Genomic DNA, 12,029 nt, shown 5'->3' with positions numbered 1-12,029 from the left:
TGGGAGTTTGCCGTTAAACCTCTTGTGCTGTACATCACAGAAGTTTTCGGCTGTACAACTGGATTTCGAGGGCTTCGCGGGCGTATTGCTGTCCGAATTGAGACCACTGGTGCAACTGGGAAGAAGCCCAGGTCACGGTGATGTCACGGGTTCCGCGGCGATCTGGAGAAGAGAAAACCGTGCCCCTTGTCAGCCGATGACTGACAAGGGGCACGGTTTACGTGATGTGCGCCATCAGGGACTCGAACCCCGAACCCGCTGATTAAGAGTCAGCTGCTCTGCCAATTGAGCTAATGGCGCGTGCTCCGTGTTCCGGTGCGGGACAAACCTTAACAGGCCGGGGCCGCAGAAGTGAAATCGTGCCCTGACCGGCCGCGATGTGATGCGCTCGCGGGCCGGTAACGCCGGGGATCGCCGGGTTGATCTACAGGTGGTAACGCTGCAGTGACGGACGAGGTGTTCACATTGGCCTGGACGTTACGCACTGGCAGAATGTCCGATTGTGGTTTCGATCGCCCGCGTCCACGGCGGGGTGACGCAGCGCAGCGGTCGGTATCCGAAGCCATCGGTGTGTCCTGGAGCACCGAGACTTTGAAACGGGGTTGGAAATGAGTGTTGGTCGAGGTCGGCAGAAGCGCAAGCCGGCCGCGCGGTGGTCCCTACGCACTGTCGCGGGACCGGTGATCGTCGTCGCGGTCGCCGCCTTGGCGCTGACGGGATGTTCGGCATCCGACGCCACGGATGCGGCGCAGGCGGTCATCGACCGCAACCCCATCACCGAATTGATCAAGCCCAAGCTGCTGTCGCCGGTGAAGGACGGCGAGGTGGGGGTTTCGCCGGGCGTCCCGATGACGTTCAAGGTGGAGGACGGCAAGTTCACCGGGGTGACCTTGGTCAGTCCGCAGGGCAAGTCGATCGAGGGCAAACTCGCCGCCGACGGCCGGTCGTGGGAGACCACCGAGGTGCTCGGATACGGCAAGACCTACCGGTTGAAGGCCGACGCGATCGGCCTGGGCGGGGCGAACACCGCGACGCTGAGCTTCACCACGAGTTCGCCCGGCAACCAGACCAAGCCCTACCTGGTCCCCGGCGAGGGGGAGGTGGTCGGTATCGGCCAGCCGGTGGCCGTCCAGTTCGACGAGAACATCCCGGACCGGAATGCGGCGCAGTCCGCCATCAAGATCACCACCGAGCCGCCGGTGGAGGGTGCGTTCTACTGGGTGAACAATCGCGAGGTGCGGTGGCGGCCGGAGCATTTCTGGGCGCCGGGGACGAAGGTCACCATCGACGTGAACGTCTATGGGCGTGATCTCGGTAACGGTTTGTACGGCCAGGACAACATCCACTCGTTCTTCACCATCGGCGACGCGGTGGTCTTCACCGCCGACGACAACACCAAGCAAGTGGTCGTCGAGCAGAACGGCCAGGTGATCCGCACCATGCCGACCTCGATGGGCAAGGACAGCACGCCCACCGACAACGGCATCTACATCGTCGCCGACCGGCACGAGAAGATCATCATGGACTCCTCGACCTACGGCGTGTCGGTCAGCTCGCCGGACGGGTACAAGACGCCGGTGGACTTCGCGACGCGACTGTCCTACAGCGGCATCTTCTTCCACTCGGCGCCGTGGTCGGTGGGTGCGCAGGGGTACAGCAACACCAGTCACGGCTGCCTGAACCTCAGCCCGGCGAACGCGCAATGGGTCTTCCAGAACGCCAAGCGCGGCGATATCACGATCGTGAAGAACACCGTGGGCGGCACCCTGTCCGGCGTGGACGGCCTGGGTGACTGGAACATCCCCTGGCCGGTCTGGAAGGCGGGCAACGCGGACGACAATCGCTGAGCCGAAGCAGCACGCCGAACGGGCCACCGGAGCGTAATCCGGTGGCCCGTTCGGCATTTCGGGGCTGTGTTCACGGCAGCATGTTGCAGCCCAACTGGGCGTCACCCAGGATCGCGATCGCGCTGCCGGTCGCCGCGCACAGCAATTTGCTGCCCGCCGAACCGCTGCCCGCGGAGCCGGTGGTGGCCAGGCCGCCCGCCGATCCGCTCGACGCCGAGCCGGAGTCGGGCAGCGGCGGAAGCCCGATGCCCGCGGCCGCGGTTCCGCTGGATCCGGTGAGGAGGGTGGCGCCGACGAAGGCTGCGATAACCGCAGAACGCATCACGAGGTGTGTCTTTCTGATCGAACCGGGAGGCGCCCCAGCGACACCCTCCCACGTGGATCGCAGTCTACGGAGAGGTGGCGAATTCTGGACGATATTCGTTTCACATTGCGGCGGGCGTGCGCCGGGGAATGCGATGAGACGCAAAAGAAAACCCGGACGGCTCCGATTTCTCGGAGCCGTCCGGGCTCTTGGGGTGAGCGACGGGACTCGAACCCGCGACAGCCAGGATCACAACCTGGTGCTCTACCAACTGAACTACGCTCACCATTCGCCGGTCAACAACCGGCGGGCTAGATATTAGCGTGTCAACCCGCCCACTCCCTAATCGGCGTCAGGCGAGCCGTTGACCTGGGCTGATTCGGCCCGCTCCGGACCGAGTTGGGAGACCTCGGCGGCGATGGCGGCGATTTCGGCGGTGGAAGGGCCGGGCGGCGCGACGAACGCGGTCCGCCGGTAGTACTCCAGTTCCCGGATCGACTCCTGGATGTCGGCCAGCGCACGGTGGCTCAGGCCCTTCTCCGGCTGGCCGAAGTAGATGCGCGGATACCAGCGGCGGCACAGCTCCTTGATCGAACTCACATCCACCATCCGGTAGTGCAGGTGGGCGTCGAGCAGGGGCATGTCCCTGGCGATGAAACCGCGGTCGGTGGCGATCGAGTTACCGGCCAGCGGCACGGTGCGCGGGGTGGGGATGTACTGGCGGATGTAGTCGAGCACCCGCTGCTCGGCCTCTTCCAGGGTGACGGTGGAGCGGCGGACCTCTTCGGTCAGGCCGGAGCGCGCGTGCATGTCGGCGACCACCGCGGGCATCGCGGCCAGCGCGTCGTCGTCGGCGTGGATGACGATGTCCACGCCCTCGCCGAGGATGTTGAGATCGCTGTCGGTCACGAGCGCGGCCACCTCGATCAGCTTGTCGCTGTCCAAGCGCAGGCCGGTCATCTCGCAATCCATCCACACCATGTATTTGTCGGACACCCGTGCAACATTAGCCGGGCCGAGGTCCCGAGCAGGCGGTACGGCGCTGCGACCGTTCAGCCGCCGATGCGGCCATGAACCTGACCGGCGGGGATACAGTTTCTTCCAGATCGGCACCCGGCGTTTTCGGTGCGACAGCAAACACTGCGTAAAGCAGTTCGAGTCGAGCCAGGACGGAGGACGTGCGATGACCACCCCTCAGGAGAAGGCGGCCGCGGCGCGCAAGGCGGCCGACGAGGCGGCGCGGGTCGCGGCCGAGGCGGCCGCTGCCGCGGAGGCCGCCGAACGCGAGCTGGCCGAACAGACGGTCGCCGACGAGGCGGGAGCGGGTTCGTCCATGGCGCGAGACGAGCCGTCCGGGCAGCGGAGAGACGCCTCCGCCGCGCAAGAGATCGCCGCGGGTTACGCGTTCGAAGGACTCGCGCTGGAACTGGGCACCGTCGTAGTCGACGGAACGGTGGATCCCGCCGCCCGCGTTCGTATTCCGATGCCGATGGTGAACCGGCACGGGTTGGTCGCCGGTGCCACCGGTACGGGGAAGACGAAAACTCTGCAGGGCATCGCCGAGCAGCTGTCGAGCGCCGGTGTTCCGGTGGTGCTGGCCGACATCAAAGGCGACTTGTCGGGTCTGGCCGAGCCGGGGCGATCGAGCGACAGGCTCGCCACACGCATCGCGGAGACCGCCGCCGCGGACTGGGCGCCGACCGGCTTCCCGACCGAGTTCGTCTCACTGGGCACCACTGGAGCCGGGCTGCCGATCCGCGCGACGATCAGCTCCTTCGGCCCGGTACTGCTGAGCAAGGTGCTCGAGCTGAACGATACGCAGGAGTCCACCCTCGGCTTGATCTTCCACTGGGCGGACCGCAACGGCCTCGCACTGCTGGATCTGAAGGACCTGCGCGCCGTGATCACGCATCTGACCAGCCCCGAGGGCAAGGAGGATCTGAGGGGTATCGGCGGTGTCTCCGCGGCCACCGCGGGGGTGATCCTGCGCGCCCTGGTGAATCTGGAGGCCGACGGCGGCGACACGTTCTTCGGCGAGCCCGAACTCGACCCGGCCGACCTGGTGCGGGTCGCGGACGGAAAAGGGGTGATCACGCTCTTCGAGTTCGGCGCACAGGCGGCGCGGCCGGTGATGTTCTCCACCTTCCTGATGTGGGTGCTCGCCGACCTGTTCCAGACGTTGCCCGAAGTCGGCGACGTGGACAAGCCGGCACTGGTCTTCATCTTCGACGAGGCGCATCTGCTGTTCTCCGACGCCTCGAAGGCGTTCCTGGAGCAGGTGGAGCAGACCGTCAAGCTGATCCGGTCCAAGGGGGTTGGCGTGTTCTTCTGCACCCAGCTGCCCACCGACATCCCGAACCAGGTGCTCTCCCAGCTCGGCGCGCGCGTCCAGCACGCCCTGCGCGCATTCACCCCGGACGACCAGAAGGCGTTGACGAAGACCGTCCGCACCTACCCCAGAACCGGCGTCTACGACTTGGAGCGGGCGCTGACCTCCCTCGGCACCGGCGAGGCGATCGTGACCGTGCTCTCCGAGCAGGGCGCGCCGACGCCGGTGGCCTGGACCAGGCTGCGGCCGCCCCGGTCGCTGATGGACACCATCGGTGCGGACGCGATCAAATCGCGGGCGCTGTCCAGCCCGCTGGCCTCGAAGTACGCCCAGACCATCGACCGGGAGTCGGCCTACGAACTGCTCGCGGCGAAGATGGCCGCGGCGGCGCCGGAGGCGGAACCCGCTCCCGTGCCCGGCCGCGCCTCGACCCGCGAGGAAGAGGAGTCCGCCGCCGAGCGGATCATGAAAAACCCCGCGGTGCGCAGCTTCCTGCGTTCGGCCGCGAGCGCGGCAGGCCGCCAGATCACCCGCAGCCTGTTCGGCACCAGACGCCGCTGAGCGAGGTCAGCCGCCGAGCTTCTTGTAGAACGCGCCCGCGATGGGAGCGGTGACCGCGCGCGGGCCGTACTGGCCCGCCACGCTCATTCCCTTGCTGATCAGGCCGGGGACCACGCGCATCTTGTTGCGGGCGAGCGCGTCGATGGACACCTTCGCGGTGTACTCCGAGGAGACCCACATGAAGTCGGGCACCATCCGGTCGACGATGGAGGCGTCGGCGGGGTCCGGGAGTTCGGTGCGCACCGGGCCGGGCGCCAGCAGCGTGACGTGCACGCCGGAGCCCTTCAGCTCACCGCGCAGCGATTCGGAGAAGGTGTTGGCGAACGCCTTGCTCGCGGCATAGGTGGTGTTGTTCGGGATCGGCATGTTGCCCGCGGCCGAGCCGCTGATCAGGATGCCGCCACTGCCCCGGGCCAGCATGCCGGGCAGCACGGCCAGGGTGAGATCGTGCACGGCGACGGCGTTGAGTTCCATCTGCGCGCGCTCGTAGGCCGGGTCGAGTTCGGCGACCGCGCCGAAGGTCGCGATGCCCGCGTTGTTGCACAGGATGGCGATGTCGCGGGCGGCCAGTTCCTCCACCAGCACGCCGCGCTGGTCGCGGTCGGCCAGGTCGACGGCGCGCACCTCGGCGGTGATGCCGTGGGCCAGGGTCAGCCGCTGCGCGAGCTCGGTGAGCAGCTCCTCGCGGCGGGCGACCAGGATCAGCGAGTAGCCGCGAGCGGCGAGGTCGGCGGCGAGCGCGGCGCCGATGCCGGAGGAGGCGCCGGTGACGACCGCGCGGTTCTCGGAGGTGGGGGAGGGCAGGCTCACCCCGTGCAGCCTAGGCGATGCCGCGCGGGGGGACGCCGACGGAGGCTGCCGCGCGATCCCGGCGAGCCGGTGTTCCACGCCCCGGCAACGGCGACCGGGCATCCGGCCCGGCCGCCGCGCCCGGTCAGAGCCGTGCGGCCAGCCGGGTGCCCTGGTCGATGGCTCGTTTGGCGTCCAGTTCGGCGGCCAGCTCCGCGCCGCCGATGAGATGCAGGCTGACGCCGGCGGCGCGCAGCGGGGCCTCCAGATCACGCACGGACTCCTGGCCCGCGCAGACGACGACGTTGTCGACCGGGATCAGCTGCGGCCGTTGCCGTTTCTCCCCGAAGCTGATGTGCAGGCCGTTGTCGTCGATGCGTTCGTAGTTGACGCCGCCGATCTGATCGACGCCCTTGGCCTTCAACGCGGCGCGGTGCACCCATCCGGTGGTCTTGCCGAGATCTTTTCCGAACGCGGACGTCTTCCGTTGCAGCAGAACGACTTCGCGTGCTGCGGGAGCCGGCCTCGGCGCGGTGAGCTGTCCGCGGACCTGATCGTCGTCGGAGGTGACGCCCCACTCTTCCTTCCACTCGTCCAGCTTGAGCGTGGGATGACCTTCGACGGTGAGGAATTCGCTGACGTCGTAGCCGATGCCGCCCGCGCCGATCACGGCGACGCGCTTGCCGACCGGCTTCTCCTCCCGGACCAGTTCGGCGTAGGACAGCACCATGGGGTGGTCGATTCCGGGGATGTCGGGGATCCGCGGCCGCACACCGGTGGCGAGTACCACCTCGTCGTAGCCTCCGGCGATGAGTTCGTCGGCGCCGGCCCGCTTGTTCAGGTGCACGGTGACGCCGGTGAGTTCGAGCATCCGGTGGTAGTAGCGGATCGACTCGCTGAATTCCTCTTTGCCGGGGATGCGGCGGGCGATGTCGAACTGGCCGCCGATCTTGTCGTCGGCCTCGAACAGTTCGACGTGATGGCCGCGTTCGGCGAGGTTCACCGCCGCCGAAAGCCCGGCCGGTCCCGCGCCGACCACGGCGACGCGCTTGCCGCGGCGGGTCGGCAGCAGCTTCAGTTCGGTCTCGTGGCCCGCGCGTGGGTTGAGCAGACACGACACGGTCTTGCGCTGGAAGGCGTGGTCCAGGCATGCCTGGTTGCACGCGATGCAGGTGTTGATCTCGTCGACGCGATCCTGCGCGGCCTTGTTCGCCCACTCCGGATCGGTGAGGAACGGGCGGGCAAGCGAAACGAGCTGCGCGTCGCCACGGGTCAGGATCTCCTCGGCCACTTCTGGCATGTTGATCCGGTTGGACGCGCACACCGGGATGCCTACCCGCGCGGTGATCTTCGCGGTGAACTCCACGAAGGCTGCGCGCGGCACCGAGGTCACGATGGTGGGCACCCGCGCCTCGTGCCAGCCGATGTCGGTGTTGAGGATGTTCACCCCGGCGGCTTCGAGTTCCCGGGCCAGCGCGACGATCTCGTCGAAGGTCTGCCCCTTCTCCACCAGCTCGGCCATGGACAACCGGAACACGATGATGAAGTCCGGGCCGACCGCGGCGCGGGTGCGGCGCACGATCTCCACCGCGATCCGCCGCCGGTTCTCCGGTGAGCCGCCCCACGCGTCGGTGCGCTTGTTGGTGCGCGGTGCGAGGAACTGGTTGATGAAATAGCCTTCACCACCCATGATCTCGCAGCCGTCGTAGCCGGCGAACTGGGCCAGCTTCGCGCAGCGGGCGTAGTCGTCGATGGTCCGCTCGATGCCCTTGGCCGAGAGCGCGCGCGGGCGGAACGGATTGATCGGCGCCTTGATCGACGATGCCGACACACTGCCCGGCATGTAGGAGTAGCGACCCGCGTGCAGGATCTGAATGGCGATCTTGCCGCCTTCGGCGTGCACCGCTTCGGTGATCGTCCGATGCCGGTATGCCTCGGTCTTGTTGGTCAGCTTGGCGCCGAAGGGCAGCAGCCAGCCCGCGCGGTTGGGCGCGTAGCCGCCGGTGATGATCAGGCCCGCGCCGCCGCGTGCGCGCTCGGCGAAGTAGGCGGCCAGCCTGTGGGTGTCCCAGGCGCGATCCTCCAGCCCGGTGTGCATCGACCCCATCACCACTCGGTTGCGCAAGGTGGTGAAGCCGAGATCGAGCGGCTCGAACAAATGGGGGAAGGAACTCATCGGTGCGGTCGCCTTTCTCCGTCAATCCGCGTGCGGGGCTGTCGCGCGCGGGTGCAGTGCGTGCAGTACTTCGTCGCACCATTCGACGAACCCCGACTCCACGCGGATGCCCGCGCGCAGGACGAGGTACTGGTGCAGGGCCGTCCCGCCGAGCCGGTCGGGGGCGGGGAAGTCACGTTTCTCGATCTGCCGGTACAGCTCGAGTCGCTGGGCGTGCTGGTCGCGATGGCGGGCAACCTCGGCCCGCAACGCGGTGATGTCACCGTGGGCGGCGGCGCGGATCTTCACCGCGAGTTCGTTGCGCGGGGTACCGGAGTCGCTCGGTTCGGCGATCCAGCGCGCGAGTTCGGCGCGGCCCGCCTCGCTCACCGAGTACACCTTCTTGTCCGGCCTGCCCTCCTGGACCACCGACTCGCCGTCGATCCAGCCGGACTCCTCCATGCGTTTGAGGACGCGATAGATCTGCTGGTGAGTCGCGCTCCAGAAGTACCCGATGGACTTGTCGAAGCGCCGCGCCAACTCGTATCCCGAGCCCGCCCGCTCGGTCAGCGATACCAGCAACGCATGCTCCAGTGCCATGCGGTGAGAATAGCCGTGACATTCGGTACTATGCAACTAAGTGCATAGCCAACTTCGGGTTCGCGGGCCGGAACTCGCTTCCACCGGACTCGAAGGGCCGCGCGCATTAAGCTGCGCGCATGACCGAGGTGAACGCCCGGGCGACAGTCGGGCAGGCCGCCGGGCGCGGGCAGGTGGTGGCGTGGGGGCTGTGGGACTGGGGGTCTTCGGCATTCAACGCCGTGATCCTCACCTTCGTGTTCTCCGTATATCTCACCGACAAGGTCGGCGACGACCTACCCGGCGGTGTCTCCGCCAGCGCGTGGCTGGGGTGGACGCTGGGCATCGCGGGCCTGGTCGTGGCGTTGACCGCGCCGGTTAGCGGGCAGCGCTTCGACGCCTCCGCGAAACGCAAACGCTCCCTCGGTGCGCTGACCGCGCTGACCATCGCGGCGATGACGCTGATGTTCTTCGTGCACGACGACTATCGCGACCTGTGGCTCGGTCTGGCCCTGCTGGCATTCGCGTCGGCCTGTTTCGAATTGGCGAACGTGCCGTACAACGCGATGCTGCGACAGGTGTCCACGCCGGCGACGGTCGGCCGGGTCTCCGGATTCGGCTGGGCGATGGGCTATTTCGGCGGCATCTTCCTGCTGCTCATCTGCTACTTCGGCTTCATCTCCGGCGAGGGCGACAACCGCGGGCTGCTCGGCATGCCCACCGACGACGGACTCAACATCCGCCTGGTCGCCGTGCTGGCCGCCGTCTGGTTCGCCGCCTTCGCGCTGCCGGTTCTGTTCGCCGTCCCCGAGCTGCCGCGCACCGACGCCGATCCCGGTGCGGCGAGCGCCGGATTCCTCGGCTCGTACCGGGTGCTGTGGCGCGACCTGCGCGAGCTGTGGCGCACCGACCGGCGCACGGTCGGCTTCCTGGTGGCCAGCGCCGTGTTCCGGGACGGTCTCGCCGGAGTGTTCACCTTCGGGGCGGTACTCGCCGTGCGGGTCTACGGCATCGCCGACTCGGATGTGCTGCTGTTCGGCATAGCCGCCAATGTCGTTGCGGCGCTGGGCGCGATCGTCGCGGGGCGGTTCGACGACCGGGTCGGGCCGAAGATCGTCATCGTGGTGTCCCTGGCCGCCATGCTGGTGTGCGGCCTGGCCCTGGCCGTGGTGTCGGGGCCGCTGATGTTCTGGATCTTCGGCTTGCTGCTGACCGTTTTCGTCGGACCAGCGCAGGCGGCGGCGCGCTCGTTCCTGACCCGCCTCGCACCGCCCGGACGCGAAGGCCAGCTCTTCGGCTTGTACACGACCACCGGGCGCGCGGTGTCCTTCCTCGCGCCGAGCCTGTTCGGCTTGTTCGTCTGGCTGTTCGACGCCGACCGCGCGGGTATAGCGGGCCTGCTCGTCGTGCTGGCGGCAGGGCTCGCGGTGCTGCTGCCGGTGCGGCCGCCGGATCCGGTCGTAGCGGAGCGCGACGACGCCGAGGAGTCGCGGCTCGCCGAGTGAGCGTGGCCGGCGGCCGAGTGAGAAGCGCGACGGCCGTCCGTCGCCGGATCAGCGCCGCTTCGGAGGACGCCAGCCGCCCATGCCGAGCGCGATCAACCGCATCTGCTGGACGGTGCGGTCGATGATGGTCTGCTCGTCGCGCGGTGCGGCCGACACATAGGCGGCGATCCCGTCGGTCACGGTGGTGACCATGAGGTCGGCGGCGATTTCCAGGTCGCGTGGCGTCCAGGAGTCGAGGGCGCGGATTCGGGAGAGGTCGGCGACCAGTTCGCGCACGATCAGCTGGATCTCCCGGGCGATGGCCGTGCGCAGCGCCGCGGACCCGCCGTGACGCTCCCTGGTCAGGAAGCCGAACAGCTCACGTTTCGGCCCCACCTGCGTGAACACGAAACGCACCGTGTCCGACAGGCTCGCGTCCGCGTTGCGGCGGACTTCGCGCAGCGCCAGCCGCAGCGCGGTGACGCCGTCGTCGACCAAGGTGGCGCCGAGGTCCTCCAGCGACGCGAAGTGCCGATAGAACGCCGTGGGCACGATGCCCGCCGAGCGGGCGATCTCCCGCAGGCTGAGTGCGGCGAATCCGCGCTCGGCAGCCAGGGCGAGGGTGCCGTCCAGGAGTGCCTGCCTGGTCCGCTCCTTGCGTTCGCCTCGGGTGGCTGCCTGCTCATTCATCCCGGTGAGCATACATCCGTTCACCATTCGACCTATCCCTAGATGTAGTTCGAGTCACATGTTTCGCCGGTTGACACCTAGCCCCCATCATCCGTCACACTAGTTTAGTGTACAGACGTGCACTGAAAATCGGTCGCACGTCGTCAGCCCGACAAGGCACGGAGTAACTAATGGTGGATCTCATCAACCTGGTGCAGACCCTGACCTCGCCACACCCGCTGGATCGGTATCTGGAACTGGTCCGCCCCACCCTCACGGTGCGGGACATGCGGGCCGAAATCACTCACGTGCGCCGCTCGGCGCCGGGTTCGGTCACGCTCACGCTGCGCCCGACCCGGCAGTGGAAGGGCCATGTCGCCGGACAGTACGTCCAGATCGGCGTGGTCATCGACGGTGTGCGGCACACGCGGTGCTATTCGCCGGTGAACCCGGAAGGCGGTCGGGATCGCACCATCCAGCTGACCGTCAAGGCGCATCCGGACGGCTTGGTGTCGCAGTACCTCTACCGCCACGCCACCCCCGGCATGGTGGTGGACCTGACCCCCGCCGACGGCGTGTTCCGGCTGCCCGAACCGCGACCGCAGCGCGTATTGCTGATCAGCGGCGGCAGCGGCATCACGCCGGTGCTGTCCATGCTGCGCACGCTCGCCGCGGAGGACCATCCGGGCGAGGTGGTGTTCCTGCACTACGCGAAGTCGCCCGAGGTGCTGCCGCACCGAGCCGAACTGGACGCGATCGCGCAGCGGCACCCGAACTTCCGCATCGAGCTGCGGTATCCGCATCGCGCACCGGACCTGGCGCGGGTCGACCCCGACGCACCGTGGGTGGACCTGAACCAACCGAAGAACAGCGGATACTTCGACTACGACGAACTGGAGCGCGTGGCGCCGTGGTTCGCCGACGCGCGGACCTATGTCTGCGGCCCGCAGTCGCTGATGGACGCGGTGCGCACGATCTATCAGGCCGAGCAGCTGGAAGACCGGCTGCACACCGAGGAGTTCATCCTCTCGTTCGCCCCGGCCGACGCCGCGGACGCGCAGGGCACCGTGAGCTTCTCGGCCAGCGGCGTGAGCGCGCAGAACAACGGCGCCCCGCTGCTCGAACAGGCCGAATCCGCCGGGCTCAGCCCCGAGTACGGCTGCCGCATGGGGATCTGTTTCTCCTGCACCGCGGTGCGCCGCTCCGGCTGCACGCGCAATCTGCGCACCGGCGAGACCGACAGTGACCCCGACCAGCCGATCCAGCTGTGCATCAGCGCGCCGGTCGGCGACGTCGAGGTCGACATCTAATC

The 12,029-nt window shown here is 68.0% G+C and carries 10 protein-coding genes and 2 tRNA genes; 4 read left to right on the top strand and 8 right to left on the bottom strand.

Annotated features, from left to right (window positions below):
* Positions 1–227: 227 nt before the first annotated feature.
* Positions 228–300: transfer RNA gene (locus ACZ6DL_RS28075), tRNA-Lys, on the bottom strand.
* A 308-nt stretch (positions 301–608) separates the two neighbouring features.
* Here ACZ6DL_RS28075 and ACZ6DL_RS28070 point away from each other — a divergent pair.
* Positions 609–1,847, top strand: a complete 1,239-nt coding sequence (locus ACZ6DL_RS28070) for a L,D-transpeptidase (protein WP_466055552.1) — start codon at positions 609–611, stop codon at positions 1,845–1,847.
* Between the two features lie 70 nt (positions 1,848–1,917).
* Here ACZ6DL_RS28070 and ACZ6DL_RS28065 read toward each other — a convergent pair whose 3' ends face one another.
* The 3 genes from ACZ6DL_RS28065 to orn form a co-directional block, all read right to left on the bottom strand.
* Positions 1,918–2,169 (bottom strand): hypothetical protein, encoded by a 252-nt coding sequence (locus ACZ6DL_RS28065; RefSeq protein WP_062975680.1) that lies wholly within the window; start codon positions 2,167–2,169, stop codon positions 1,918–1,920.
* A gap of 192 nt (positions 2,170–2,361) precedes the next feature.
* Positions 2,362–2,437: transfer RNA gene (locus ACZ6DL_RS28060), tRNA-His, on the bottom strand.
* Positions 2,438–2,493: 56 nt separating this feature from the next.
* On the bottom strand, positions 2,494–3,147 hold the full coding sequence (orn, locus tag ACZ6DL_RS28055; RefSeq protein ID WP_466055551.1) for an oligoribonuclease: 654 nt from the start codon (positions 3,145–3,147) through the stop codon (positions 2,494–2,496).
* 337 nt (positions 3,148–3,484) lie between these two features.
* Between orn and ACZ6DL_RS28050 the strand changes: the two genes are divergently transcribed.
* Positions 3,485–5,041, top strand: coding sequence for a helicase HerA-like domain-containing protein (locus ACZ6DL_RS28050; RefSeq protein ID WP_466055789.1), 1,557 nt, complete (start codon positions 3,485–3,487; stop codon positions 5,039–5,041).
* A gap of 6 nt (positions 5,042–5,047) precedes the next feature.
* On the opposite strand, the gene cmrA is transcribed toward ACZ6DL_RS28050, so the two are convergent.
* From cmrA to ACZ6DL_RS28035, 3 genes are all read right to left on the bottom strand, one after another.
* Positions 5,048–5,851 (bottom strand): mycolate reductase, encoded by an 804-nt coding sequence (cmrA, locus tag ACZ6DL_RS28045; protein WP_466055550.1) that lies wholly within the window; start codon positions 5,849–5,851, stop codon positions 5,048–5,050.
* 124 nt (positions 5,852–5,975) lie between these two features.
* Positions 5,976–8,006 (bottom strand): FAD-dependent oxidoreductase, encoded by a 2,031-nt coding sequence (locus ACZ6DL_RS28040; protein ID WP_466055548.1) that lies wholly within the window; start codon positions 8,004–8,006, stop codon positions 5,976–5,978.
* A gap of 21 nt (positions 8,007–8,027) precedes the next feature.
* The gene (locus tag ACZ6DL_RS28035) at positions 8,028–8,585 is read right to left on the bottom strand and encodes a PadR family transcriptional regulator (RefSeq protein WP_062975688.1); all 558 of its coding nucleotides are present in this window, start codon (positions 8,583–8,585) and stop codon (positions 8,028–8,030) included.
* A gap of 119 nt (positions 8,586–8,704) precedes the next feature.
* Here ACZ6DL_RS28035 and ACZ6DL_RS28030 point away from each other — a divergent pair, with 119 nt between their 5' ends.
* The gene (locus ACZ6DL_RS28030) at positions 8,705–10,069 is read left to right on the top strand and encodes an MFS transporter (protein ID WP_466055545.1); all 1,365 of its coding nucleotides are present in this window, start codon (positions 8,705–8,707) and stop codon (positions 10,067–10,069) included.
* Between the two features lie 48 nt (positions 10,070–10,117).
* On the opposite strand, the gene ACZ6DL_RS28025 is transcribed toward ACZ6DL_RS28030, so the two are convergent.
* A complete protein-coding gene (locus ACZ6DL_RS28025; RefSeq protein ID WP_357042814.1) occupies positions 10,118–10,738 on the bottom strand; it encodes a TetR family transcriptional regulator in 621 nt (206 codons plus the stop codon).
* Positions 10,739–10,908: 170 nt separating this feature from the next.
* On the opposite strand from ACZ6DL_RS28025, the gene ACZ6DL_RS28020 reads away from it, so the two are divergent.
* Positions 10,909–12,027, top strand: coding sequence for a ferredoxin reductase (locus ACZ6DL_RS28020; protein WP_466055543.1), 1,119 nt, complete (start codon positions 10,909–10,911; stop codon positions 12,025–12,027).
* The last annotated feature ends 2 nt before the right edge of the window (positions 12,028–12,029 follow it).

It is taken from the genome of Nocardia sp. NPDC041819 (genome assembly GCF_055590505.1).
The sequence above is the reverse complement of the archived record's forward strand: the minus strand, read 5'-3'. Positions and strand labels throughout refer to the sequence as shown.

Bases quoted from the DNA above. Each gene is read 5' to 3' on its own strand.
- ACZ6DL_RS28040 (WP_466055548.1), bottom strand. From the start codon at position 8,006: ATGAGTTCCTTCCCCCATTTGTTCGAGCCGCTCGATCTCGGCTTCACC.
- ACZ6DL_RS28035 (WP_062975688.1), bottom strand. From the start codon at position 8,585: ATGGCACTGGAGCATGCGTTGCTGGTATCGCTGACCGAGCGGGCGGGC.
- ACZ6DL_RS28070 (WP_466055552.1), top strand. From the start codon at position 609: ATGAGTGTTGGTCGAGGTCGGCAGAAGCGCAAGCCGGCCGCGCGGTGG.
- ACZ6DL_RS28065 (WP_062975680.1), bottom strand. From the start codon at position 2,169: ATGCGTTCTGCGGTTATCGCAGCCTTCGTCGGCGCCACCCTCCTCACC.
- ACZ6DL_RS28025 (WP_357042814.1), bottom strand. From the start codon at position 10,738: ATGAATGAGCAGGCAGCCACCCGAGGCGAACGCAAGGAGCGGACCAGG.
- ACZ6DL_RS28050 (WP_466055789.1), top strand. From the start codon at position 3,485: ATGGCGCGAGACGAGCCGTCCGGGCAGCGGAGAGACGCCTCCGCCGCG.
- ACZ6DL_RS28020 (WP_466055543.1), top strand. From the start codon at position 10,909: ATGGTGGATCTCATCAACCTGGTGCAGACCCTGACCTCGCCACACCCG.
- ACZ6DL_RS28030 (WP_466055545.1), top strand. From the start codon at position 8,705: ATGACCGAGGTGAACGCCCGGGCGACAGTCGGGCAGGCCGCCGGGCGC.